The sequence below is a fragment of the Gallibacter intestinalis genome (genome assembly GCF_014982745.1).
Taxonomy (GTDB): Bacteria; Bacillota; Clostridia; order Peptostreptococcales; family Anaerovoracaceae; genus Gallibacter; species Gallibacter intestinalis.
Window position 1 is genome coordinate 269,594 of record NZ_JADCKA010000001.1, and the last position, 23,984, is coordinate 293,577.

Annotated in this window: 26 protein-coding genes and 1 pseudogene; 26 read left to right on the plus strand and 1 reads right to left on the minus strand. The window is 41.0% G+C overall.

The window, feature by feature from the left end; genetic code table 11:
• Nucleotides 1–13: 13 nt before the first annotated feature.
• Complete coding sequence (locus INF20_RS01290; RefSeq protein WP_226384572.1) at nt 14–907, minus strand: TIGR01212 family radical SAM protein; 894 nt, start codon at nt 905–907, stop codon at nt 14–16.
• Nucleotides 908–1,047: 140 nt separating this feature from the next.
• On the opposite strand from INF20_RS01290, the gene INF20_RS01295 reads away from it, so the two are divergent.
• From INF20_RS01295 to INF20_RS01420, 26 genes and pseudogenes are all read left to right on the plus strand, one after another.
• Nucleotides 1,048–1,710: an epoxyqueuosine reductase QueH gene (locus INF20_RS01295; protein WP_226384573.1), complete on the plus strand. Its 663-nt coding sequence runs from the start codon at nt 1,048–1,050 to the stop codon at nt 1,708–1,710.
• Nucleotides 1,711–1,728: 18 nt separating this feature from the next.
• The gene (gene asnA, locus INF20_RS01300) at nt 1,729–2,739 is read left to right on the plus strand and encodes an aspartate--ammonia ligase (RefSeq protein ID WP_226384574.1); all 1,011 of its coding nucleotides are present in this window, start codon (nt 1,729–1,731) and stop codon (nt 2,737–2,739) included.
• 16 nt (nt 2,740–2,755) lie between these two features.
• Nucleotides 2,756–4,756, plus strand: a complete 2,001-nt coding sequence (gene priA, locus INF20_RS01305) for a replication restart helicase PriA (RefSeq protein WP_226384575.1) — start codon at nt 2,756–2,758, stop codon at nt 4,754–4,756.
• A gap of 3 nt (nt 4,757–4,759) precedes the next feature.
• A complete protein-coding gene (gene def / locus INF20_RS01310) occupies nt 4,760–5,254 on the plus strand; it encodes a peptide deformylase (protein WP_226384576.1) in 495 nt (164 codons plus the stop codon).
• Nucleotides 5,254–6,189, plus strand: coding sequence for a methionyl-tRNA formyltransferase (fmt, locus tag INF20_RS01315; protein WP_226384577.1), 936 nt, complete (start codon nt 5,254–5,256; stop codon nt 6,187–6,189). The genes def and fmt overlap by 1 nt, the downstream gene beginning before the upstream one ends.
• 24 nt (nt 6,190–6,213) lie before the next feature.
• A complete protein-coding gene (locus INF20_RS01320) occupies nt 6,214–6,918 on the plus strand; it encodes a zinc metallopeptidase (RefSeq protein ID WP_226384578.1) in 705 nt (234 codons plus the stop codon).
• Nucleotides 6,918–8,210: a 16S rRNA (cytosine(967)-C(5))-methyltransferase RsmB gene (gene rsmB / locus INF20_RS01325; RefSeq protein ID WP_226384579.1), complete on the plus strand. Its 1,293-nt coding sequence runs from the start codon at nt 6,918–6,920 to the stop codon at nt 8,208–8,210. Before INF20_RS01320 ends, rsmB begins: the two co-directional genes overlap by 1 nt.
• Complete coding sequence (locus INF20_RS01330; protein ID WP_226384580.1) at nt 8,207–8,956, plus strand: Stp1/IreP family PP2C-type Ser/Thr phosphatase; 750 nt, start codon at nt 8,207–8,209, stop codon at nt 8,954–8,956. Before rsmB ends, INF20_RS01330 begins: the two co-directional genes overlap by 4 nt.
• Entirely contained in the window at nt 8,949–10,871 is a 1,923-nt protein-coding gene (gene pknB / locus INF20_RS01335) for a Stk1 family PASTA domain-containing Ser/Thr kinase (RefSeq protein ID WP_226384581.1), read from the plus strand. Before INF20_RS01330 ends, pknB begins: the two co-directional genes overlap by 8 nt.
• An 8-nt stretch (nt 10,872–10,879) precedes the next feature.
• Complete coding sequence (gene rsgA, locus INF20_RS01340; RefSeq protein ID WP_226384582.1) at nt 10,880–11,749, plus strand: ribosome small subunit-dependent GTPase A; 870 nt, start codon at nt 10,880–10,882, stop codon at nt 11,747–11,749.
• A gap of 21 nt (nt 11,750–11,770) precedes the next feature.
• Nucleotides 11,771–12,421 carry a ribulose-phosphate 3-epimerase gene (gene rpe / locus INF20_RS01345; RefSeq protein WP_226384583.1) on the plus strand — a complete coding sequence of 217 codons (651 nt, stop codon included), beginning with the start codon at nt 11,771–11,773 and terminating at the stop codon, nt 12,419–12,421.
• 38 nt (nt 12,422–12,459) lie between these two features.
• Nucleotides 12,460–13,527, plus strand: coding sequence for a D-alanine--D-alanine ligase family protein (locus INF20_RS01350; RefSeq protein WP_226384584.1), 1,068 nt, complete (start codon nt 12,460–12,462; stop codon nt 13,525–13,527).
• A gap of 16 nt (nt 13,528–13,543) precedes the next feature.
• Nucleotides 13,544–15,286: pseudogene (gene thrS, locus INF20_RS01355) on the plus strand (threonine--tRNA ligase); the annotation flags it as partial.
• 155 nt (nt 15,287–15,441) lie between these two features.
• Entirely contained in the window at nt 15,442–15,798 is a 357-nt protein-coding gene (gene ylxM, locus INF20_RS01360) for a YlxM family DNA-binding protein (protein ID WP_226384585.1), read from the plus strand.
• 15 nt (nt 15,799–15,813) lie between these two features.
• The gene (ffh, locus tag INF20_RS01365) at nt 15,814–17,148 is read left to right on the plus strand and encodes a signal recognition particle protein (protein WP_226384586.1); all 1,335 of its coding nucleotides are present in this window, start codon (nt 15,814–15,816) and stop codon (nt 17,146–17,148) included.
• A gap of 69 nt (nt 17,149–17,217) precedes the next feature.
• Nucleotides 17,218–17,460 carry a 30S ribosomal protein S16 gene (rpsP, locus tag INF20_RS01370; RefSeq protein ID WP_226384587.1) on the plus strand — a complete coding sequence of 81 codons (243 nt, stop codon included), beginning with the start codon at nt 17,218–17,220 and terminating at the stop codon, nt 17,458–17,460.
• Nucleotides 17,461–17,481: 21 nt separating this feature from the next.
• Nucleotides 17,482–17,712, plus strand: coding sequence for a KH domain-containing protein (locus INF20_RS01375; protein ID WP_226384614.1), 231 nt, complete (start codon nt 17,482–17,484; stop codon nt 17,710–17,712).
• A 57-nt stretch (nt 17,713–17,769) separates the two neighbouring features.
• Nucleotides 17,770–18,279 carry a ribosome maturation factor RimM gene (gene rimM / locus INF20_RS01380; protein WP_226384588.1) on the plus strand — a complete coding sequence of 170 codons (510 nt, stop codon included), beginning with the start codon at nt 17,770–17,772 and terminating at the stop codon, nt 18,277–18,279.
• A complete protein-coding gene (trmD, locus tag INF20_RS01385) occupies nt 18,269–19,000 on the plus strand; it encodes a tRNA (guanosine(37)-N1)-methyltransferase TrmD (protein ID WP_226384589.1) in 732 nt (243 codons plus the stop codon). Before rimM ends, trmD begins: the two co-directional genes overlap by 11 nt.
• A gap of 27 nt (nt 19,001–19,027) precedes the next feature.
• Nucleotides 19,028–20,050 (plus strand): HlyD family efflux transporter periplasmic adaptor subunit, encoded by a 1,023-nt coding sequence (locus tag INF20_RS01390; RefSeq protein WP_226384590.1) that lies wholly within the window; start codon nt 19,028–19,030, stop codon nt 20,048–20,050.
• Nucleotides 20,051–20,072: 22 nt separating this feature from the next.
• Nucleotides 20,073–20,735 carry a YggS family pyridoxal phosphate-dependent enzyme gene (locus tag INF20_RS01395; RefSeq protein WP_226384591.1) on the plus strand — a complete coding sequence of 221 codons (663 nt, stop codon included), beginning with the start codon at nt 20,073–20,075 and terminating at the stop codon, nt 20,733–20,735.
• 18 nt (nt 20,736–20,753) lie between these two features.
• A complete protein-coding gene (locus tag INF20_RS01400; protein ID WP_226384592.1) occupies nt 20,754–21,242 on the plus strand; it encodes a cell division protein SepF in 489 nt (162 codons plus the stop codon).
• A 3-nt stretch (nt 21,243–21,245) separates the two neighbouring features.
• Entirely contained in the window at nt 21,246–21,845 is a 600-nt protein-coding gene (locus INF20_RS01405) for a DivIVA domain-containing protein (RefSeq protein ID WP_226384593.1), read from the plus strand.
• A gap of 46 nt (nt 21,846–21,891) precedes the next feature.
• Nucleotides 21,892–22,338, plus strand: coding sequence for a signal peptidase II (lspA, locus tag INF20_RS01410; protein WP_226384594.1), 447 nt, complete (start codon nt 21,892–21,894; stop codon nt 22,336–22,338).
• Nucleotides 22,339–23,283: an RluA family pseudouridine synthase gene (locus INF20_RS01415; RefSeq protein WP_226384595.1), complete on the plus strand. Its 945-nt coding sequence runs from the start codon at nt 22,339–22,341 to the stop codon at nt 23,281–23,283.
• Nucleotides 23,270–23,887, plus strand: coding sequence for a flavin reductase family protein (locus tag INF20_RS01420; RefSeq protein WP_226384596.1), 618 nt, complete (start codon nt 23,270–23,272; stop codon nt 23,885–23,887). The genes INF20_RS01415 and INF20_RS01420 overlap by 14 nt, the downstream gene beginning before the upstream one ends.
• The last annotated feature ends 97 nt before the right edge of the window (nt 23,888–23,984 follow it).

The window sequence follows — 23,984 nt, forward strand, 5'->3', positions numbered from 1 at the left end:
TATTAGCCTATTTTTATGAACGGCAGCTTTTTATGCCTTGAAAGCTGTCGCGGTTTTTTAATTCGCGCTGAATCCCGTTGAGAATAGTTCTTTTCTTATAACTCCATTCCGGTGCGATAAGAAGAGGCCTTGGCACATCGCCTGTAAGCCTATGTATTGTTACATCTGAAGGTATTATTTCAAGGAGGTCACATACTAAAGTTATATACTCGTCTATACTCTCAAAGGAAGTGTATCCAGGATACAATGTTTCCATGGTTGAGCCCTTAACGGTATTAAGCATATGCAACTTTATACCGAAGATGTCATTTTGGCATACATAGCGAACGGAGCTTATCATATCCTGTTTAGTTTCGCCAGGAAGTCCAAGAATAAGATGGGTGACATATCTGATGCCAAGCCGTGTCAAATCACTGACCGCCTTATCGTAAACCTTAAGATCATAGCATCGATTTATTATTTTAGCTGTATCATCATTTATGGTCTGGAGACCAAGCTCGACCCAAAGGAAATGAGTTTTATTTATTTCATCCAAAAGTTCAAGGACATCGTCATCTAGACAATCAGGTCTTGTAGCTACTGCGATTCCCACTATATCGTCGCGCTTAAGCACATCGTAAAAACGTTTGCGTAAAACCTCGACTGGATCATATGTGCTAGTGTAGCTTTGAAAGTATGCCAGATGTTTATGAACGTTTGGCCACTTTTCTGAAAGCAGGGCAATCTGCTCATCTATATCTCCTGCCATATCTCCTGAGCCGCTTTCGGAACAGAAAATGCAGCCTCCTGTGCCCTTTGAGCCGTCACGGTTGGGACAGGTTGTGCCGCCGGGAAGGGACAGCTTTGCAATTTTAGTATTGAACTTTTCCTTAAGATAATCATTTATAGTATAAATTCTTCTTGTCATTGTTTTCCTTTTGTTTTGAAATTTGAAAAATGTTACAACTCTCTTATGTTATATCAGCCGTTTAAATATAGTTATTTGACAATAAATATGATATAATACTTGCTTGTAAAAGTACAAGTTTTTTCCGGAGGAAAAAAGCTATGAAGTATGAAAAAAAGCCTGCACCGGCTGTATCTATGGGACGGGCAAGCGTGGAAAACAACCTTACATATGCAGACCTTGGAGGAGAAAAAGAACTGGCACATCCTAAGCTTCTTTTGCACAGCTGCTGCGGACCATGCAGTACGGCGGTAATAGAAAGACTTATGAATGAATATGAGGTGACAGTGTTCTTTTATAATCCCAATATTACCGATAGAGACGAATATGTAAAAAGGAGACATGCACAGCTCAGCGTTATAGATAGGTTTAACGAAATGACGGAATGTACCAATAAAATAGGTTTTATGGAAGGTCGTTATGAGCCGGATGCTTTTTACGAAAAGGTAAAAGGCTTTGAAAATGAACCGGAAGGTGGCAAACGGTGCGGACTGTGTTTTTCCATGAGATTGGAGGAAACAGCTCTTACTGCTCGAATGAACGGCTTTGATACTTTTACTACCACTCTTACAGTAAGTCCACATAAGGACTACGAAACCATCAGTCGTATAGGAAATATGCTGGCGGTAAAGTACGGAGTAGGTTATCTTGACGGTAATTTTAAAAAGAAGGATGGCTTTAAGCGAAGCATCGAACTGTCGAAGCAATTCGGCATATACAGACAGAACTATTGCGGATGTGAGTTTTCCGTATGGGATAAATGAGAGAAAAGGAGAGGAATTATGTCAAAACTGCTTATACCCAAGGATTATACCCCGGTTATAGACTACATGGAAAGTCAAAGAGCCATAAAAAAGATTAAGGACTTTTTTCAGCAGGAGCTGGCCTATGGCCTCAGATTAAGAAGAGTTTCTGCTCCACTTTTTGTTACCCCGCAGAGCGGTCTTAATGACAATCTTAACGGCGTAGAAAGAACTGTGGACTTTACTATAAAGGATATGGATGAAGCAGAAGTTCAGATAGTTCAGTCGCTGGCAAAATGGAAGAGAATGGCTCTTGGCAGATATAACATAAAGCCGGGCTATGGTATATATACGGACATGAACGCCATCAGAAGAGATGAAGAACTGGATAATATTCATTCCGTGTATGTGGATCAGTGGGACTGGGAAAAGGTTATAAGAAAAGAGGACAGAAACGAAGAATATCTTAAGGAAGTAGTGGATAGAATTTATCTGGCTCTTAAAAACCTCGGAGATTTTGTAAACAGACATTATCCTGAATTAAGAACTGAGCTTCCTAACGAAATTTTTTACATAACATCCCAGGAACTTGAAGACATGTATCCTGAAATGACTCCTGAGGAAAGGGAAAAGGCGATAACAGAAAAGGAAAGAGCAGTATTTATTTCCAAGATAGGAGGAAAACTCAAGTCGGGGGAAAAGCATGACGGTAGAGCTCCTGACTATGATGATTGGGAACTCAACGGAGATATTATCCTCTGGAACGATATACTGGAGGATTCCTTTGAAATATCTTCCATGGGTATAAGGGTAGATGAGGAATCCATGGAAAGACAGCTCAAGCTAGCAGGAGATGAAGAAAGAAAGAATCTGGATTTCCATAAAGCAATTTTAAAGGGAGAGCTTCCATACACAATAGGAGGCGGTATAGGTCAGAGCAGACTTTGCATGTATTTCTTGCGTAAGGCCCACATAGGAGAAGTACAGGTATCTGTATGGCCTGAGGATATGATAAAGCAGTGCGAGGAAAACGATATATTCCTGCTGTAAAGGCGGTCTGTTTAATATGAAGTATGTTGATGTCGTAATTGACAACAAAAATGATAATACCGATACCCTTTACACCTATGGATGCCCTATAGAAAATGTCGAAACAGGCAGCAAGGTATATGTGCCATTTAATCGAGGCAATAAAATAAAAGAAGCCTATGTTTTTTCAGTCAGAGATGACCTTGAAAAAGAAATTGCCAATCTTAAAACTGTGGAAGAAATTGATGAAGATGTATATCTTACTGAAGAAGCAGTTACCACTGTCAAGTGGATGAGAAAAAGGTATTTTTGCAGATATATTGACGCCGTAAAACTTTTTCTTCCCGTTGGTAGCAAGGCCAAGCGCAGAGAAATAAAAGAGCCGGTAGATGAGTTTGAAGGAGAAAGACAGGACATAGAAAGACTTACATTTGAGCAAGAAGCTGCTATGGCACAAATAATTGCTTCCATGGAAAAGGGAGGAGATAGATTTCTTCTTCAGGGTGCCACGGGAAGCGGTAAGACTGAAATATATATGAGGTCTGCATCGGAATGTATAAAAAACGGAAAAACCGTTGTTGTAATTGTTCCGGAGGTTTCTCTGACAGGTCAGCTGATAGAAAGATTTATTGCAAGATTTGGCAGAAAAAACATAGCAATTATGCACAGCAGACTTACGGCAGGGGAAAGATACGACCAGTGGCAGAAGATAAAAAACGGTGACATTAAAATAGTAATCGGTGCCAGATCTGCTGTTTTTGCACCTGTAAAAAATATAGGTCTGATAGTTCTTGATGAGGAACATGAGGCCTCGTATAAGTCGGATATGAGCCCTAAATACGACACAGCCGAGGTTGCCGCTAAAAGAGCGGAATATTACGGAGGATGCGTCATTATGGGCAGCGCTACACCGTCTGTATCAAGCATGAAAAAGTGTGAAGACGGCATATATAAAAAGTTGGTCCTTAAGGAAAGATATAACGGTATGCCGCTTCCACAGGTATTTGTAGAGGACATGCGAGCAGAACTAAAAGAAGGAAACCGTTCAGTTTTTAGTAGAAGGCTATATGACGAAATAAAAAACACTCTTGCCGGGGGAGGACAGACAATACTCCTTATAAACAGGCGAGGATATTCGTCCTTTGTTTCGTGTAGGCAGTGCGGCTATGTGGTTAAATGCGAAAAATGCGGAATACCTATGACATATCATAAGGATAGAAATAAGCTTGTGTGTCATTATTGCGGTAAAACCGCTGAAATTCCTGACATATGTCCTGAATGCGGCAGCGGATACATTAGGTTTTTTGGAACAGGTACGGAAAAGATCGAAGCTGAAACGAAAAAACTTTTTCCTGATGCTGTAGTTGACAGGTTGGACTTTGATACAGCTTCAAAGAAAAGCGATATGAACAGAATCCTGAAAAACTTCTCAAAGGGTAAGACTGATATACTGGTAGGTACACAGCTGATAGGAAAGGGACTAGATAACAGAAATGTCGACTTAGCCGGAATTCTTGCTGTGGATACGATGTTAAATCTTCCAGATTACAGAGCTTCGGAAAGAGCCTTTCAACTAATTTCTCAGGCTGCTGGGAGAACAGGCAGAGGGGAAAAGCGAGGAAAGGTAATAGTACAGACATATCAGCCGGACAGCTTTGCCGTAAGATGCGGAGCTGAACAGGATCCTGATAAATTTTATAAAAACGAAATAAGAATCAGAGAGCTTATGGGGTATCCACCTTTTGGAGTTTTCGGTCAGTTTTCAATAACCGGAAAATCCGATGAAGCCGTTAATGGGATTGCAAAATTGTGTCTTAATTCCACTGAAAAAAGCTTTGGTAAAGATGCGATTGTAGGCGTTAAAAAGCATGCAAGAAGCAAAGAAGACTTAAGGGTGATGATTCTTATAAAGTTTTCAAGGAAACAATATGACAAATTCGCTCAAATGGCGGAGGAATTAAAAGAATATATGAGAAATAACAGAACGGGAGTCGCTCTTATTATAGATACGGACCCGTACACATTATGGAGGAATTGATTTATGGCTCTGAGAAATGTTGTAAAAAGAGGAGACGCTATATTGACAAAGCACTGCAGAGAGGTGACGGAAATAAATGACCGTATAATAACTCTGCTAGATGATATGGCTGAAACCATGAGAGAGGATATGGGTGTTGGCATAGCAGCACCTCAGGTGGGCGTAGCAAGAAGAGTATGTATTATAGAACCTGAAGAAGGAAGACTTGTGGAATTTATCAACCCTGAAATTCTTGAATCAGAGGGTGAACAGCTTTCTACGGAAGGATGTCTTTCCGTTCCTGGGATGATAGGTGATGTGGTAAGACCTCAGCGATTGGTAGTTAAATATCTTGATAGATATGGCAACGAAAAGACTGAAGAATTCACTGATTTTGAAGCGGTTGTGGTAAGCCATGAGACAGATCATCTTGACGGGGTACTCTTTGTGGATAAGGCCACAAATGTGCGTGAAGCAGGCGAGGAGCCTCAGGAAGATATGACAGAGGTGGAAAACTAATGAAGATTGTCTATATGGGTACGCCGGATTTTGCTGTACCTGCTCTTGAAGCTTTGGCAATCTCCGGCAATGAGATAGGCTATGTGGTAAGTCAGCCTGATGCGGCAAGGGATAGAGGTAAAAAACTGAAGCCTACACCGGTAAAGGCAAAGGCTATGGAACTGGGACTTACAGTGCTGCAGCCTGAAAAAATTAAAAATAATGAGGAGTTTTTGCAAACTTTAGAGGATTATGCTCCGGACTTAATAGTTGTGGCAGCTTACGGAAAGATAATCCCTAAAGAGATATTGGAGCTTCCAAGATGCGGATGCATCAATATCCATGGATCGATTCTTCCAAGATGGAGAGGTGCTGCGCCTATTCAAAGAGCGGTTATGGAAGGCGATACGGAAACAGGAATTACTCTTATGTATATGGCCGAGGGACTGGATACTGGAGATATGATAGCCGTTGCTAAAACTCCAGTTGCTGAAAAAACTTCGGGACAGCTTCATGATGAACTCGCAAGACTTGGGGCTGAGCTGCTAGTATCAAAGCTTGATGACATCGATAAGGGCAGAATAACAGCCGAAAAGCAGGATGACAGCCTGTCTTGCTATGCACCGATGCTTTCAAAAAAAGAAGGCAAGTTGGATTTCGGTAAAGATGCCAAAAAGTTGGCATGTGAAGTAAGAGGACTAGATCCGTGGCCGGGAGCCTTTACATATCTAAACGGTGAGCTGTTTAAGATATGGCAGGCTAAAGCAGTGGAAAATGCAGATGCGAAGGGTTTAAAACCGGGTACTGTTCTGGCAGCAGATGCGTCAGGTATAGATATAGCAACCGGCAAAGGAATTTTAAAGGTTATGATGCTTCAGGTGCCGGGAAAAAAGAGAATGAGTGTTGAAGATTATATGAGGGGCAATAAAATTGAAATCGGAACAGTTTTAGGATAAAATATCTATTATGGAGGAAGCCAAATGTTTTACGGATTTTACGGCCCATACCCTCTGCTCCTTTTGGCATCTTTGCTCTTTAGCATGTACGCCAGTGCAAAGGTAAAGAGGGCATATTCTAAATATTCTAGAATAGGAAATAAAACAGGAATGACAGGAGCTCAAGCGGCAAGGAAGATACTTGACGCCAATGGACTTACAGATGTCAGGATAGAATTGACACCAGGAGTTATGAGCGATCATTACGACCCTTCAAAGAGAGTAATGAGACTTTCAGAAGGAGTGTACAATGCGAGCACTTTAGCAGCCATAAGCATAGCTGCCCATGAAAGCGGTCATGCCATACAGCACGGCGAAAAATATGGACTTTTATCCTTGAGAAATACCATAGCGATACCTGTTGGCTGGGCCAGTAAACTCGCATGGGTATTCATTATAATAGGAATATTGCTGACTGGAACTTCCATGTATATGGAGGGAAACTGGCTTTTGGATATAGGTATCATAATGTTTGCTGCAGTGGTGGTTTTCCATTTGGTAACACTGCCGGTGGAACTTGATGCCAGCAAAAGAGCACTTGTTCAGATGCGTGAGCAGGGCATAATGTTTAAAGATGAAACAGAAGGAGCCAGAAAAATGCTTAAGGCAGCGGCTATGACATATTTGGCGGCCTTGGCAGCGGCACTGGTACAGCTGATAAGACTTCTTGCAATCAGAGGAAGGAACTGATGGATATAAACAGAAAGACCGCATACCTTGTTTTAATGGCGGTGGAAACAAAAAAGCAGTATTCAAATATTGCTCTTAATCACAATATAAAAAGGGAAAAGCCAACATCAGAAGCCTTTGTAAGGGAACTGGTATATGGAGTATTAGAAAATAAAAAGCTTTTAGATTATGTTATTTCAAAACTTATAACAGGAAAGCTTAAAAATGTCAGAACGCCGGACCTTACAATCTTGCGCATGGGTATATACCAGATAGCAAAGATGTCGTCGGTACCTGAGTATGCAGCGGTGGATGAAAGTGTGCAGCTGGCAAAAAAATATGCTAGAGGCAGGGATAAGTTTATTAACGGCGTGCTGCGCTCATATATAAGAGACAGGTACAACATAACCCTTCCGGATAGGGAAAAAGAATTGGTAAAATATCTGTCGGTAAAATATTCCTACGAGGAATGGATAATAAAGCTGTGGATGGAGGAATTTGATGCCGAATTTACAGAGAGCCTGTTGGCTGCTGGAAATCAGACACCACCTCTAACAATAAGAACTAATACAGGTAAAATATCAAGGGACGAGCTTATAGCAGAGCTGAAAAAAGAAGGCTTTGAAGCTGAAAAATGCAGTTTGGCCGAAAAAGGCATAAAGGTTATTGGAGAAGGCCTTTTAGAAACGGAGGCATATAAGAAGGGAAAGTTTTCAGTGCAGGATGAAGCTTCCCAGGTGGCAGTGCAGCTGCTGGATCCAAGACCCGGAGAACTTGTTATTGATGTATGTGCTGCGCCGGGAGGAAAAACCTTAGCCAGTGCAGAGAGAATGGACGGACACGGAACTGTAATGGCACAGGATATATATGCCGGTAAAACCGACATAATAGAGAGAGAGGCAAAGAGGCTCGGTCTTCTAAATATAAAAACTAAAACATGGGATGCCACAAGACTCAGACAGGAGCTTTGTGGTAAAGCTGATAAGGTTATTGTGGATGCACCATGTTCTGGACTGGGAGTTGTAAGACGCAAGCCGGAAATTAAATATAAAAAAAATAACGAGCAGATGGCATCGCTTCCGGTAAAGCAGCTAGCTATACTGGAAACTGCTGCAAATTATCTTGTGGATGGCGGACTGCTCATGTACAGTACATGTACTGTTAATCACTACGAAAACAGAAGAGTAGCGGAGGACTTTGTACGAAGAAATCCGGAGTTTAAAATTGAAGACAGAATTCAGCTGTTGCCTAATGTTAACGGCACAGACGGATTTTACATATGTCTGATGAGAAAAGAGGCAAAGAAAAAATGATTCACGCGGGTTTTAAAAGCGATATAGGCATGAAAAGGAAAAACAACGAGGATTCGTGTTTTATGATGCCGCGGGAGCAGGTCTATATGGTGGCAGACGGTGTTGGAGGCAACAACAGCGGTGAAACTGCCAGCGGACTTGCGGTTTCCACAATTGCAGAGAGAATAAAAAAGAAAAGTCCCCTCTCCGTGAAAAAAGACGAAGATGTTATAGGGATTTTAAAGGACTGTGTTGAACTTGCCAATAGGAAAATAATAAACTACGGGATAAAGCACCCTGAAAACAAGGGCATGGCTACAACAATAGTAATGTGCTGTGTTAAAGGTAATAAGGCTTATTTTGCAAATGCCGGAGACAGCAGAGCGTATATTTTAAGAGGCGGTGAGCTTTGTCAGATTACCGAAGATCACAGCTTTGTAAATAGCCTACTTAAAAAGGGAGCCATCAGTCCAGAAGAAGCTATGAGCCATGAAAAGAGAAATATGATAACAAAGGCTCTTGGCGCTGAGAATCAAGTGGGAGCTGATTATTATCAGACAGATATTAAAAACGGGGATATAATACTGCTCTGTACCGACGGACTTTATGGAGAAGTGCCGGAGGAGGAGCTGTGTGAAGCAATAGAAAAAACAGATGATATGAGCGAGCTTGCGGCTACGCTTGTGGAAATGGCTAATTGCCATGGCGGCAGAGATAATGTAACTGCTGTATGTTTAAAGGTCGAAGGAGGATATTTCAATGAGTGAAAGAAATGTTCTGGCAGGAAGATATGAGCTTATAGAAAAAATCGGTGATGGGGGAATGGCCATCGTTTATAAAGCAAAGGACAGACTGCTGAAACGTTTTATCGCCGTAAAGATACTTAAGCCTGAATTTGTTCAGGATATAAAGTTTGTGGAAAATTTCCGTAAGGAATCCCATGCGGCTGCCAGCCTTTCCCACCCAAATATCGTAAGCATCTACGATGTGGGCCAGGAGGGCAATATAAACTATATTGTTATGGAGCTAGTAAGCGGTAAGACACTCAATGAGCTTATAAAAGAGGAAGCTCCTATGGATTACAGAAAAGCAGCCGACATTGCAAAACAGGTGGCGGCGGGACTTTCTGCGGCTCATAAAAAGGGCATTGTCCACAGGGATGTTAAACCTCATAACATACTGATGACAGAGGACGGCATTGCTAAGATAACAGATTTTGGTATCGCAAAGGCAGTTACAAACACTACTATTGTGGATTCCGGTAAAGACAATGTCATGGGTTCTGTTCATTATTTCTCACCGGAACAGGCAAAAGGAGCCAATGTTGATGAAAAATCGGATATATATTCTCTGGGCATAGTTCTCTATGAGATGCTTACAGGAAAGGTGCCTTTTGATGGAGATAATCCTGTAACGATTGCTCTGATGCAGATTAATGAACCGGTTACTCCGCCTTCGGTGTTTAACCACAATGTGCCACCGGGACTGGAAAGAATCGTTATGAAGGCCGTTGAAAAGCAGCCTAAGAATAGATTTGATTCTGCTGATGAGATGATTGATGCTCTGGATAAAATGGAAGTGGTAAATCGTGTTGTGGGCGATTCCATATATGACGGAGCAGAAGAACTCAATGAAGCGTATGACAACTACGACAATTACGATACATATAGTTTCGGCCGTGAGGAACTGAATAAGGAAGCCGGCAGAAACAAAAAGAGCAAAGGCAAAGGCTCTAAAAACAAAAAGAAAATCGCAATAATAGCTGCTGCCGTAATTGTAGCTTTGGCTGCACTTGTAGGAATAGGATTTGCTACCGGACTTTTTGATAAAAAGGATATAGAAGTGCCTGATTTTAGGGGCATGACTATAGAAGAGGCTGAAGATAAAGCTGAAGATCTGGGCATAGAAGTGAAAATCGGAAAATATGAATTTTCAACTGAATATGAACAGGACCAGATAATGGATCAGGATCCTAACCATGGCGAAATGGTAGCCAAAGGAGATACGGTGACTGTAGATATTTCCAAGGGCGGTGAAAGAGGTGTGATTCCGAATCTCATCGGAAAGAGCGAAGAAGATGCTAAAAAGATGATAGAAGATTACGGATTTGAGTTAGGTACTGTTAAAGAAAAGGAAAGCCACGAGGAAAAGGGAACCGTTATTGAACAGGATCCTTCTGCCGGAAGCGAAGGTAAGCAGGGAGATACAATCAACATCACAATAAGTGACGGAAGCGGCAAGGAAATGGGAGAAGTTCCTTATGTTCTCGGTATGAGCGAAGATGAGGCAAGAGCTGCTATAGAGGAAGCTGGCTTTAAAGTTGGAGATATTTCTGAAGGTGTAAGTTCAGCCTATGATAACGGACAGGTTATGTGGCAGGAGTATGATGCGGGAACTTCCGTTGAAAAAGGAACTGCCATAGATATCAGAATAAGCGGAGGACAGACTTCTACAAAAACTATAGAAGTTCCATTATCTCAAGCTAAAAATGATACAACAACTTTAACAATTGTGGTTACAGATGAAAGCGGCAATGTAATATGGAGAGATAAAGTGTCTAATGTGGACTCTTCAGATAAATATTCAAATTATCCTGTAAATGTAATCGGGAAAGGACGCTGTACAGTGAGAGTTTATTTTGATAGTGACCCAGAACCAATAGTACAAAAGATAGATTTTTAGGAGAATAAATGAAAGGTCTCATAGTCAAAGGTGTCGGCGGGTTTTACTATGTGGAAGACGACGAAGGCAGACGCATTCAGTGCAGGGCCAGGGGCGTATTTAAGAATGAAGGCATAACGCCCTATGTGGGAGATGAAGTTGAATTTTCTATGGTAGATGATGAAGAAGGCGTTGTGGAAAAAATTTATCCGAGAAAGAATTCCTTTATCCGCCCACCCATATCAAATGTCGATCTTATAGCTGTGGTTGTATCGGCTTCCAAACCGAAATTCAATCCGTTTATAACTGACAGATTTCTGGTTATGGCTGAAAAAAGCAGCACTGAAATTGTCATCTGCATAAATAAATGTGACACAGCAAAAGAAAAAGATATTGAGAAAATTGCAAAAATTTATGAAAAAATATATACTGTTATTAAAATCAGTGGAAGCACAGGTGTCGGGATAGATGAACTCCGTGAAGTGACAATGGATAAAAAGACAGCATTTGCGGGACCGTCGGGAGTAGGAAAATCCACGATTATAAATGCACTTCAGCCTGGATTTTCTCTGGAAACCGGAGAAATAAGCGGCAAGACAAAGAGGGGCAGACATACTACGAGGCATGTGGAAATTTTCCATACGAATTACGGGGCCATGGTATATGATACACCGGGATTCACTTCCTTTGATGTACTTGAAGCAGATGAAGCAGAGCTGCAGCATTATTATCCGGATATAATGGAATATGCCGGAAACTGCAGATATGATAACTGTATGCATATAAAGGAACCTGAGTGCGGAGTTTTGAAAGCGCTGTCTGAGGGTAAAATAAATCAGAGCAGATATGATTCATATAAGAACCAAATAGAAGAAATAAGAAATAAAAAAAGATATTAAATAGAAAATAGAGAGGATAAAATGAAAAAACTTGCTCCATCCATACTTTCAGCTGACTTTGCCCAGCTGGGAGCAGAGACGGAAAAAATAGAGAAGGCAGGAGCCCATATTATACATGTAGATGTGATGGACGGACATTTTGTTCCGAACATAAGCTACGGAGCAACCGTTATGAAAAGCCTTTTAGGCAAGACAAAGCTGCCGTTTGATGTGCATCTTATGATAGAAAATGCTGATAAGTATATTCCGGATTTTGTAACGGAAAATACAGGATACATTACAGTGCATCAGGAGGCATGTACACATCTTGACAGAACGATTGAATTTATAAAATCATTTGGTGTAAAGGCAGGAGTTGCGCTAAATCCTGCAACGCCTCCACAGACTCTGGAGTATGTGGCAGATAAACTGGATATGGTGCTGGTGATGTCTGTAAATCCGGGATTTGGAGGACAGAGCTTTATAGATAATGCTCTTACAAAGATAAAAAAACTGGATGATTTTCGTAAAAAAAATAATCTGGATTTTGAGATAGAAGTAGACGGAGGCGTTAATCTTTCCAATGTGAGAGAGATATGCGATGCCGGAACGGATATCATTGTAGCCGGTTCCTCGATATTCGGTGCTGAAGACATCGGAAACAGAGTAGGGGAATTTTTAGAGCTGCTTTAATATAGTAAGTTAATTTTCAGAAACCAAAGGTGGTCGATATGGACAGGAAACTGAAACTGTTGATTCTTTTCGGTGGAGTATCCAACGAACATGAAGTGTCGCGCATGAGCACGGCATCCATTCTGGATGCCATCGATAAAGAAAAGTACGAGATAACCAAGGCAGGCATCACTAAAACCGGTGAGTGGTTTGTAACCTGCGCAAGTCCGAGTGATATTAAAAGCGGTGCATGGGAAACCGACAGATCAAATGTGAGAGTCACGGTAAATCTGACGGGCACTTGTAAAGGACTTCGAACGGTTGATGGTGAGGACATACCTATTGACTGCGTATTTGCTGTTATGCACGGCAGAAATGCCGAAGACGGAAGTATGCAGGGACTTTGGCAGATTGCTGGTATTCCGTGTGTAGGACCGGGGGTCATGGCATCGGCAGTGGGTATGGACAAAGTCACGGCAAAGCTTGTAGCGGCTTCCACGGGAGTCACGCAGGCGGCGTACTATGCTACTGACAGATACAGATTTTCCAAGAACCCTTTGGGCGAAATCGAAAATATAAAGAAAAAATTCAATGGAGAGTATCCGCTCTTTGTTAAACCGTCCAACAGCGGTTCTTCTGTGGGTGTAACTAAAGTAAACGATGAAAAAGAACTCTTTGAAGCTATAAAACTGGCGGCGGAGATAGATCATCGAATACTTGTGGAAGAAACCATAACAGGAAGGGAAATAGAAGTTGCTATACTTGGCAACAAAGATGCGAAGGCGAGCCGTATCGGAGAGATACTTTCAGCTAATGATCAGCTTTACGATTATGAGGCAAAATATCATAACAGCGCATCGAAAACAGTTATAGTAGATGATCTGCCTGAAGATGTGGAAAAAGAGATAAGACAGACAGCGGTAGACATTTTTAACGCTTTTGACTGCCGCGGACTTTCCAGAGTTGATTTTTTCTACACCGATGAAGGTAAAATCGTATTTAATGAAATAAACACCCTGCCTGGCTTTACAAGTATAAGTATGTATCCTCAGCTGTGGCAGGACATGGGCATCAGCTATAGTGAGCTGATAGATAAACTGATATATTTTGCAATGGAGGAATTTTAAAATGGCTAAAGAGAGAATTGATTTTGCTGATGAAAATGTTAGAGATAAATACAGACATACTACTTCACATATAATGGCTCAGGCTATTAAAAACATCTGGCCTGAAGCAAAGCTGGCAATAGGACCTGCCATTGAAAACGGATTTTATTATGATATAGATCTGGAACACAAATTCACAGACGAGGATTTGAAAGCTATCGAAAAGGAAATGAAAAAAATCATTAAGGCTGGATACCCTCTGGAAAGATTTGAACTTCCAAGAGATGAAGCAATAAAATTCATGGAAGACAGAAACGAAGACTACAAGGTTGAGCTTATTAAAGACCTTCCTGAAGGTGAAGTTATTTCCTTCTATAAGCAGGGAGACTTTGTAGACCTGTGTGCAGGCCCTCATATGGAAAAGACAAGCGACATTAAGGCTGTTAAGCTGGAAAGCGTTGCTGGTGCTTACTGGAGAGGCGATAGCAACAACAAGATGCTTCAGAGAATTTATGGAACAAGTTTCCCTTCCCAGGAAGAACTTGATGAGCATCTTCACAGAATAGAGGAAGCAAAGAAGAGAGACCATAGAAAGATTGGTAAGGAAATGGATCTGTTCGACCTTATGGAACAGGGTCCTGGATTCCCATTCTTCCTGCCAAACGGTATGGTTCTAAGAAACGAACTGGAAAACTTCTGGAGACAGGAGCATAAAAAGAGAGGATATGTGGAAATCAAGACTCCGCTTATCTTAAATGAAGAACTGTGGCATACTTCAGGTCACTGGGATCATTACAAAGACAATATGTACTTTACAGAAATCGATGGTGAAGCTTATGCCATTAAACCGATGAACTGCCCAGGCGGTTGTCTTGTATATGCCAGAAAGCCACACAGCTACAGGGAATTCCCAATGCGTGTTGCAGAACTTGGACAGGTACACAGACATGAACTTTCCGGAGCGCTTCACGGACTGTTCAGAGTAAGAACATTCACTCAGGACGATGCTCATATCTTTATGCTTCCTGAACAGATTAAGGATGAAATCAAAGGCGTATTTGACTTTATCGATTACATGTACAGTGATGTATTCGGATTTAGCTATCATGTTGAGCTGTCCACAATGCCTGAAGACCATATCGGAACTCTTGAACTTTGGGAAAAGGCAACAAATGCTCTGAGAGAAGCCATGGAAGAAAAGGGTATTGAATATGTAATCAACGAAGGTGACGGAGCATTCTACGGTCCTAAGCTGGATTTCCATCTGGAAGACTCCATCGGCAGAACATGGCAGTGCGGAACAATCCAGCTCGACTACATGATGCCTGAAAGATTTAATCTTGAATACACTGGAGCAGACGGAGAAAAGCACAGACCTATCATGATTCACAGAGTGCTCTTAGGCTCCATCGAAAGATTTATCGGTATCCTGACTGAAAACTATGCAGGTAAGTTCCCAGTATGGCTGGCCCCTGTTCAGGTTAAGCTTCTGACAGTAACAGAAAAAAATGCAGAATATGCTCATAAGCTGGCAGAAAGACTTGATGAAAAGGGCATCAGAGTTGTTGTTGACGATAGAAACGAAAGCATCGGCTACAAGCTCAGAGAAGCTAGAAACGAAAGAGTTACTTACATCGCAGTTATCGGTGACAAGGAAGAAGGATCTGATACTCTCAGCCTGAGACATAACATCAAGGGTGAAATAGGTGAAATGAGTATTGATGATTTCGAAGAAAGAATTCTTGATGAAATCGAATCTAAGGTAGCGTATACTGAATAATCACCTAACAATTATAGACTTAAACCGGTCCGAAAGGGCCGGTTTTTTTATATGCTGTTCAGCAATTTTACTTGACACACCACGCTGTCTGTGCTATCTTATCAGAGTGACAAGTTTCAAAACTTGACACATATCATTAAAAAGTGGTAAAAACTATGTTTGATGAAGTAACCAAGATAAATCTTTTATATGATTTTTACGGTCAGCTGCTTTCATCAAGACAGGCTCAGGTGATGGATCTGTATTACGGAGAAAACCTTTCTCTTTCGGAGATAGCAGGAGAGCTTGGCATAAGCAGACAGGGCGTACATGATGCCCTTAAAAACGCCGAAAAGTCTCTGACCGGATATGAACAAAAGTTAGGTCTAGTAAAAAGATTTGAAGAAACAAAAAAGGCCGTCGATGATATAGACAGACTTATAGATGAAATCGTTGGAGCAGGTACTGCAGATGCAGCTATCAGAGAAAAGCTCCTTAGGGTAAAGGCCATAATAGACGGGCTTGAAGAATAGCCCACGGAGGTAATAATGGCATTTGAAGGATTATCCGAAAAACTGCAAAATGTCTTTGCCGGACTTAAAGGCAAGGGTTCACTGACTGAAGCCGATATAGATACTGCCATGCGCGAAGTCAAGCTGGCACTCCTTGAAGCTGATGTAAACTTCAAGGTTGTTAAGGAGTTTGTGGCTTCCGTAAAGGAAAAGGCCATGGGCGCGGAGGTTATGTCATCTCTGACACCTTCTCAGCAGGTAATAAAAATCGTTAACAGCGAGCTTACCGAGCTTATGGGTGGTGTCAACAGTAAACTGACATATTCGCCGAGCGGCTTTACGGTGCTTATGATGGTCGGTCTTCAAGGTACAGGTAAAACTACAACTTCCGGTAAGCTTGCCGCATGGCTTAAGCAAAACGGTAAAAAGCCTATGCTTTGTGCTTGTGATATATACAGACCGGCGGCTATAGATCAGTTGGAAGTTGTGGGACAGAGTGTAAATACACCGGTATTTACAATGAGAGACTGCAAGGACCCGGTAAAAATTGCAAAGGCAGCACGAAAAGAAGCTGAGATTAAAGGCTACGATGTGCTTATCGTCGATACGGCAGGTAGACTGCAGATTGATGAAGAGCTTATGGACGAACTGGCCGATATAAAGAAAGAGATTAAACCCCATGAAATACTTCTGGTGGTGGATGCTCTTACCGGTCAGGACGCCGTTAATGCAGCTGTAGGCTTTAACGAAAAACTCGGAATAGACGGTATCATCATGACTAAAATGGATGGTGATTCCCGTGGCGGTGCTGCACTTTCCGCAAAGAAGGTAACAGGCAAGCCGGTTAAATTCATCGGTATGGGCGAAAAAATGGATGCCCTTGAACCTTTCCATCCGGAAAGAATGGCCAGCAGAATCCTCGGCATGGGAGATATACTTTCCCTTATTGAAACTGCCGAAGCTGCCTATGATGAAGAGCAGGCTAAAAAGCTTGAAAAGAAGTTAAAAAAGAATCAGTTTACTTTAGAAGACTTTTTGGAACAGATGGGTCAAATTAAAAAGATGGGCGGACTTGGTAAACTTATGGGCATGATGCCAGGAATGGGCAACGCCGGTATCAAGGACGAGGACATCGAAAAGGGTGAAAAAGAATTCCGTCAGATGGAAGCCATCATCTGTTCAATGACAAAGGAAGAAAGAAACGATCCTAAGATATTAAACGCCAGTAGGCGTAAAAGAATAGCCGCAGGTTCCGGACAGCCCGTAAGCAAGATAAACAATCTTGTAAAGCGCTATGAGGAAGCCAGAAAGATGATGAAGCAATTCTCAAAGCCAGGGGCTAAACTTCCGAGAATGTTTAGAGGCATGTAAGTTAATAATTCAATAAGGTTTACAATTTTAGTTTATAATTAAATGATATATTAGAGGAGGAAATTTCAAATGGTAAAGATTAGACTTAAGAGAATGGGAGCTAACAAAAAGCCTTTTTATAGAGTGGTAGTAGCTGACTCAAGATCTCCAAGAGATGGAAGATTTATCGAGGAAGTTGGATATTACAATCCTCTGACTGAACCACCTGTAATCAAGATTGATGAAGAAAAGGCAAACAAGTGGTTGGCAAACGGTGCACAGCCTACAGATACCGTAAAAGCTCTTTTCAAAAAGGCCGGCATTATAAAATAACTAAAGAAAGCGGTGAGACTAATGGTAGAACTGGTTGAAGTGATCGCAAAAGCGCTCGTCGACGATCCGGATGCCGTTGAGGTGACCAGAAAAGACGAGAGACAGGCCACTGTTGTTAGGCTCAAAGTTGCGCCGGATGATATGGGAAAAGTAATAGGCAAGCACGGCAGAATTGCCAAGGCTCTGCGTACCGTAGTAAAGGCTGCGGCTTCAAAGACCAACGAAAAGATAGTGGTTCAGATAGTTCAATGATTTTAAGGAGCACATATATTTTTATATGTGCTCTTGGCATATAGGTAAAAGAAGTATATGGATAAGATTGTTATAGGAAAAATCGTAAATGTGGTGGGCCTTAAAGGCGAAGTAAAGGTTTATAGTTACGCTGAGGAGCCGGACAGATTTGAACGACTTGAAAAAATCTTTCTTGGAACCGAGGAAAAAAACACTGAATATGCAGTTACAAAGGTTAGATACAAAGGGGATATGGTGATTCTTACTTTGGATGGCGTAACCGACAGAAATGCTGCAGAAGCCCTTAAAGGATTAATGGTTCTTATGGATGAAGCAGATTTGGAAGAGCTTCCGGAGGGTGTGTATTATATCAAGGACCTTATCGGTATGAAGGTGGTTTCGGACAGTGGAGTCGAACTGGGAACCTTAAAGGATATAAATACCAATACGGCTCAGAGGGTGTATGAAGTTGCAAGACCGGGAAAACCGGATATTCTCATTCCCGGAGTGGATGAGTTCATACTTGATACTGATATGGACAATAGAGTTATAACGGTAAAGGTGATAGAGGGACTTTATGAAGATTGATATACTCACTTTATTTCCTGAGATGTTTTCTGCTTTAAAGGTAAGTATGCTAGGAAAAGCGGAAGAAAAGGGAATTCTGGATATAAATACTGTGGATATAAGGGACTATACACTGGACAAACATAATAGAGCTGATGACTATCCCTTTGGAGGCGGCGTGGGGATGCTTATGATGGCAGAACCTATATTCAGATGTCTGGAATCTGTAGAAGCAGAAAAAAAGAAAATCGTATATATGTCACCTAAGGGAAAAATCCTAAATCAGGAAACAGCAGAGCGACTTTCTAAGGAAGAAGAGCTTGTGATATTATGCGGTCATTATGAAGGAATAGATCAGAGAGTACTTGATGCTTGGGATATAGAAGAAATATCGATTGGCGATTATATACTTACAGGCGGGGAGCCTGCGGCAATCGTTTTGGTGGACGCTGTATCAAGATTGGTACCCGGAGTCCTTGGAGATGAAGAATCCGTCAGAGATGAGTCGATTTATTCCGGCCTTTTGGAACATCCTCAGTATACTAAACCTAGGGACTTCCGCGGAATGGCTGTACCGGAGGTGCTTCTTTCCGGACATCATTTAAACATACATCTGTGGCAGTATGAGCAGGCTCTTAAACTGACTAAGGAAAGGCGCCCTGATCTCTTTGAGAAATATTGCAATTCACAACATTCTCTGACCAAAGCGGAAAAAAATCTATTGGAAAAGTATAGGACTTAGTGTAAAATAAAACTGGAGAATTATTTTATGCCTAAAATAAAACGCAAGCAAATAGTCATTCTCATATTGGCAATCCTCATACTATATGTAGTGACAGAGGCGATACCGGGATTTGTCTCAAAAGCGACTCCTACAACCACTATAGAGTATGGAAATCTTCTTGTGGAAGACGATGTTACATGTTATGCCCTGCGAGATGAAACCGTATATGCAGCTCCTTCGGCAGGAAGTGTAAAATACAACATTGATGAAGGGACACAGATTAAAGTCGGCAAAGAGGTTTTGACTTTTCAGAGCAGTAAATCGGATACGGATCCTGAAAAGGAGATAAAGTTTCAGGATATAGCAGACCGGCTCGGTGATAAAGCTGTTTCTGAAAATATAACAAAAGCCAATAGAAAGGGTGTTTTTTCAACTTATATAGATGGCTATGAAAGTTATTTTACAGCAGAAAACTTTGATAAAATAACCGAAGCCAAGGCAATGGAAAGAAAAGGCAAAATTGAAGATGTCAAGTCAAGCGATGTCGACAAAGGACAGCCTCTTTATAAAATCGCTGATCAGAGTCAGTGGCATATGATATGCTGGATAGATGGCGAGGATATCAGCAGATACCAGGTAGGCGCCGATGTAACCGTAAGATTTGATGATGAAAGAGCAGACGATGTGGTTTTCACCGTTGAAAAAATCAGTGAGGAAGGCGAAAAATGGAAGCTGCTCCTTTCCAGTAACAGATATTATAAGGATTTTGCCAAGTTCCGCGATTTAGATGTGAAGCTTATAACCACCGATATAGATGGGATTATTATAGACAATAAATATCTGACTACAAAGGATGGTAAAACCGGAGTATATGTGGTTCAGACAACCGGTGATCCTAAGTTTGTGCAGATAAAGGCTTTGGGCACAGACGGTGAAAAGACCGTGGTTTCCGAAAATACTTTCTATGATGAGGAAGGGCAGATGGTGGAAACCGTCAAGGTTTATGATGAAATCCTTAAAAACCCTGAAGCCGATGACAGTAAAGACAGCGATAGTAAAAGTAAATAATTATCAAAGAAGGTGAAATTCTTTGGAAAATATCAGAGATAATCTGGCAAAAGTACAAAAAAATCTCAAGGACGGAGTTCTTTTGGTAGCGGTGACTAAAACCCATACAGCTATGGAGATAAACGAAGCAATCGATGCTGGTGTTACCGATATAGGAGAGAACAAGGTTCAGGAAATTTTAGACAAATATGATAAGGTAAAGCCTGTAAGATGGCATATGATAGGTCATCTTCAGACCAATAAGGTCAAATATATTATAGACAAGGTAAGCCTTATACATTCGGTGGATTCTATGAAACTTGCTCAGGAAATCCAAAAGCAAGCTCAGCGTCACGGTATCACCATGGACATACTAATTCAGGTGAATGCCGCAGGAGAAGAATCAAAGTTTGGAATTGAGCCTGGCAGTGTTAAAGAATTGATTATGGAAATTCTTGATAACTGCCCGAATGTAAATGTAAAGGGACTGATGTTCGTGGCTCCTTTTGCAGAAGATCCAGAAGAAGTAAGAGGATATTTTGCTCAGGTTGCAGCCATGTATAATGAATACAGTAAAATAAGCCACCCGAGATTGGATTTCAGATATCTTTCCATGGGAATGTCCCATGATTATCTGACAGCCATGGAAGAAGGGGCAAACCTGGTGCGAGTTGGCAGTGCCATATTCGGCAGCAGAGTATATTAAATTTTCAGGAGGAAAAACATGAGTGTATTTGGTAAGTTTAAAGATCTGGTAGGCATTGGTGACGACTATTATGATGATGAGATAACCGAAGAGGAAATCGAAGAAGCGGAAAGAAGAATAGAACGTCAGCAGCAGGAAAGACAGCATGAGCGTCCTAAGTTTTCCAGAAGAGAAAGCAATGTTGTGCCTATGGGAGGTATATCCAGCGAAATGATGAAGCTTGTAGTAATTGAACCGTCATCCTTTGAAGAGTCTCCAAAACTGGTTGATTCTCTTAAGGAAAGAAAGCCTGTTATAATCAATCTGGAAAAAATTGATTCTGAAACAGCTAGAAAAATATTTGACTTTTTAAGCGGAGCAACATACGCTCTTAATGGTAATGTTCAGAAGGTGGCAAATAATATTTTTGTATTTGCACCGGACAATGTGGATATAACTTCTAACGAAGCAAACAATAGCGACAGCGATTTTGAATTTGCTACAATGGATACAGATAATTGGAGGTAAATTATGATTACACCTGCAGATATTCAGAACAAGGAATTCACTAAAGGCTTCAGAGGATATGATGAAGAAGAAGTAGATATGTTTCTGGATCTTATAACTTTGGATCTGGAAAAACTGATGAAGGAAAACCTTAATCTTAAAGCACAGATTGCTACTCTCAAAAAGGATCAGGACTCTATCGGCGGCAGTGACCTTACTGTAAAGGAAACCCTTGAGACTGCTAAGAGAATTATGGATGATTTGGCAGTAAGCTCTGAAAAGAGAGCTAAGGTTTTGGTTGAAAACGCCGAAATGGATGCGGCTATCATAATTAAAGATGCTAAGATGAAGGCAGAACAGGTGGCAGCAGAAAGCTCACAGCTGACAAGAAGCTATGAAGAGTTCAAAAGAGAGTATAAGAACCTGCTGACAAAGCATCTTGAGGAATTTGAAAGCATCTCGGCAAATATCGATATCGACGGACTTAATTCTCTTATCGAGGAAAGCAAAAATGCAAAATCCGATGTGGATGCTACATCTGAACTTGAAAAGACAATCATCAGAGATTCTCAGGACAGCGATGATGACGACAGAAAAACAGTAGTCAACATCAAATACGAATAAACTAAAATATAAAGGGAGGCGGGGCACTTGATGCCCCGTAGTTTTTATGTACTATTATATTGCTTTAGCCGGGCTAATTATTATAGACCAGATTATAAAGATTGTGGTCCGTTCAACAATGAGCCTGGGACAAACAATACCTATCATAGGAGACTTGTTCAGTATTAAATATATAGAAAATACCGGAATGGCCTTCGGAATGATGTCAGGAAGCAGGCTCTTTTTAGTAATTCTTCCGATAATTGCAATGGCGATTATTTTTTTTCTATGGAAAAAATACGGTAAGAATTATCGATCTGTTTTAGGAATAGGCGTTATTATGGTTATTGCAGGTGGGCTTTCCAATGTGTTTGACAGAGTTTTATTGGGTAGCGTTACGGATTATCTGAGTCTGAAATGGTTTGCCGTTTTCAATTTCGCAGACATATGTGCTTGTGTGGGCTGTGCATTGATAGTAATTGGCATCTGGTTTTTTGAGAAGAAGGAACGGTAAATGATAGAGGAAAAGATATTTAAAATAGATGTGGAAAAAGAAAACGAAGGTGAGAGGATAGACTCATTTTTGGCATCAAAGATATCGGAGCGTTCTAGGAGTTTTTTTCAGAAATTGCTGGATGAGGGAATGGTGCTTGTTAACGGTAGCGTATGTGACTCCAAGAAATATAAAGTAAAAGCTTTGGATATAATTGAAGTGGAAATGCCGGAAGCAAAGGAGCCGGATATTATTCCGGAAGATATTTCATTGGACATCGTTTATGAAGATGATGATGTGCTTGTTATAAATAAACCGGCGGGAATGGTGGTCCATCCTGCAGCTGGAAATTACACGGGAACACTGGTTAACGCAATAATGCATCATTGTGGAGACAGACTTTCATCTATCAATGGAGTTATAAGACCGGGCATTGTTCATCGTATAGATAAGGATACTAGCGGGCTTCTGATGGTTGCTAAGAATGATGCAGCTCATAACAGCCTTGCACAGCAGCTAGCTGAACACAGCATCACTCGTAAATATGTGGCGATAGTATGGGATAATCTTAAAGAAAATGATGGTATTGTAGATGCTCCCATAGGACGCCATCCAAAGGATCGAAAAAAGCAGAGTGTAATGTATGATGATACCGGTAAAAGAGCTGTCACCCATTGGAGAGTATTGGAGAGATTTGGTTCTTTTACTTTGGTCGAATGTCAGCTTGAAACGGGACGAACACATCAAATAAGAGTACATATGGCATATATAAAGCATCCTCTTTTAGGAGATAGCGTATACGGTCCTGCAAAGTCTGCAGCAGGAGCGAAAAGGCAGATGCTTCATGCCAAAACCTTGGGATTTGTTCATCCGTCAACGGGAAAATATATAGAATTTGACAGTCAACTTCCTGAAGATTTTTCGGAAGTATTAAATAAACTGAGGAAACAAAATGAGCAGAACTAATTTTAAACCTGGAACTTTGCTAAATCCGCTGCCTGTGGTAATGGCGGCTGTAGATGACGGTGAAGGTGGTGCAAATATAATAACGATAGCATGGACGGGTATTGTAAATTCAAATCCGCCTATGACATATATATCCGTAAAGCCTGAAAGATATTCCTATGAGCTTTTGAAAAAAGCAGGTAATTTTACTATAAACCTCGTTACACAGGAATTGGCAAAGGCTGCGGATTATTGTGGTGTCAGATCAGGTAAAAATGTTGATAAATGGGCTGATACAGGACTTGAGCCTGAAGCATCTGTAATGATTCCAAGCCCCGGAATAAAACAATCGCCCCTTATACTTGAATGCGAGATTAAAGAAATAAAAAAATATCCCAGCCACCATATGTTTGTGGCGGAGATAATTAATGTAAGTGTAGCGGATGACATAGTGGATGAAAAAGGCAAAATCTGCCTTGAAGATGCCGGCCTTGTCAGTTACTGCCACGGTGAATACCTGGGAATTTCCAAAAGGTCTCTTGGCAGATTTGGTTTTTCGGTGATGAAGCCGAAGACAAGAAAACGGCTGAACAGAGAGAAAAGAGCAAAGCGTAAAAGAAAATAATTCGGTTTATTGCAGTTTATGTACTTAGGTTCCCCTTTAGAGATAATTAGATATAATTGTCTTTAATGGTGATATATTCTCTGTTTTTAATATAGTT

What these genes read in the sequence shown, in the direction of transcription:
- pknB (WP_226384581.1), top strand. Translation starts at nt 8,949, where the DNA reads ATGAGTGAAAGAAATGTTCTGGCAGGAAGATATGAGCTTATAGAAAAA.
- rpsP (WP_226384587.1), top strand. Translation starts at nt 17,218, where the DNA reads ATGGTAAAGATTAGACTTAAGAGAATGGGAGCTAACAAAAAGCCTTTT.
- rsmB (WP_226384579.1), top strand. Translation starts at nt 6,918, where the DNA reads ATGGATATAAACAGAAAGACCGCATACCTTGTTTTAATGGCGGTGGAA.
- asnA (WP_226384574.1), top strand. Translation starts at nt 1,729, where the DNA reads ATGTCAAAACTGCTTATACCCAAGGATTATACCCCGGTTATAGACTAC.
- INF20_RS01420 (WP_226384596.1), top strand. Translation starts at nt 23,270, where the DNA reads ATGAGCAGAACTAATTTTAAACCTGGAACTTTGCTAAATCCGCTGCCT.
- INF20_RS01405 (WP_226384593.1), top strand. Translation starts at nt 21,246, where the DNA reads ATGATTACACCTGCAGATATTCAGAACAAGGAATTCACTAAAGGCTTC.
- INF20_RS01295 (WP_226384573.1), top strand. Translation starts at nt 1,048, where the DNA reads ATGAAGTATGAAAAAAAGCCTGCACCGGCTGTATCTATGGGACGGGCA.
- rpe (WP_226384583.1), top strand. Translation starts at nt 11,771, where the DNA reads ATGAAAAAACTTGCTCCATCCATACTTTCAGCTGACTTTGCCCAGCTG.
- INF20_RS01400 (WP_226384592.1), top strand. Translation starts at nt 20,754, where the DNA reads ATGAGTGTATTTGGTAAGTTTAAAGATCTGGTAGGCATTGGTGACGAC.
- def (WP_226384576.1), top strand. Translation starts at nt 4,760, where the DNA reads ATGGCTCTGAGAAATGTTGTAAAAAGAGGAGACGCTATATTGACAAAG.
- INF20_RS01375 (WP_226384614.1), top strand. Translation starts at nt 17,482, where the DNA reads ATGGTAGAACTGGTTGAAGTGATCGCAAAAGCGCTCGTCGACGATCCG.
- INF20_RS01330 (WP_226384580.1), top strand. Translation starts at nt 8,207, where the DNA reads ATGATTCACGCGGGTTTTAAAAGCGATATAGGCATGAAAAGGAAAAAC.
- INF20_RS01350 (WP_226384584.1), top strand. Translation starts at nt 12,460, where the DNA reads ATGGACAGGAAACTGAAACTGTTGATTCTTTTCGGTGGAGTATCCAAC.
- ffh (WP_226384586.1), top strand. Translation starts at nt 15,814, where the DNA reads ATGGCATTTGAAGGATTATCCGAAAAACTGCAAAATGTCTTTGCCGGA.
- fmt (WP_226384577.1), top strand. Translation starts at nt 5,254, where the DNA reads ATGAAGATTGTCTATATGGGTACGCCGGATTTTGCTGTACCTGCTCTT.
- INF20_RS01320 (WP_226384578.1), top strand. Translation starts at nt 6,214, where the DNA reads ATGTTTTACGGATTTTACGGCCCATACCCTCTGCTCCTTTTGGCATCT.
- INF20_RS01415 (WP_226384595.1), top strand. Translation starts at nt 22,339, where the DNA reads ATGATAGAGGAAAAGATATTTAAAATAGATGTGGAAAAAGAAAACGAA.
- priA (WP_226384575.1), top strand. Translation starts at nt 2,756, where the DNA reads ATGAAGTATGTTGATGTCGTAATTGACAACAAAAATGATAATACCGAT.
- rsgA (WP_226384582.1), top strand. Translation starts at nt 10,880, where the DNA reads ATGAAAGGTCTCATAGTCAAAGGTGTCGGCGGGTTTTACTATGTGGAA.
- trmD (WP_226384589.1), top strand. Translation starts at nt 18,269, where the DNA reads ATGAAGATTGATATACTCACTTTATTTCCTGAGATGTTTTCTGCTTTA.
- INF20_RS01390 (WP_226384590.1), top strand. Translation starts at nt 19,028, where the DNA reads ATGCCTAAAATAAAACGCAAGCAAATAGTCATTCTCATATTGGCAATC.
- INF20_RS01290 (WP_226384572.1), bottom strand. Translation starts at nt 907, where the DNA reads ATGACAAGAAGAATTTATACTATAAATGATTATCTTAAGGAAAAGTTC.
- lspA (WP_226384594.1), top strand. Translation starts at nt 21,892, where the DNA reads ATGTACTATTATATTGCTTTAGCCGGGCTAATTATTATAGACCAGATT.
- rimM (WP_226384588.1), top strand. Translation starts at nt 17,770, where the DNA reads ATGGATAAGATTGTTATAGGAAAAATCGTAAATGTGGTGGGCCTTAAA.
- ylxM (WP_226384585.1), top strand. Translation starts at nt 15,442, where the DNA reads ATGTTTGATGAAGTAACCAAGATAAATCTTTTATATGATTTTTACGGT.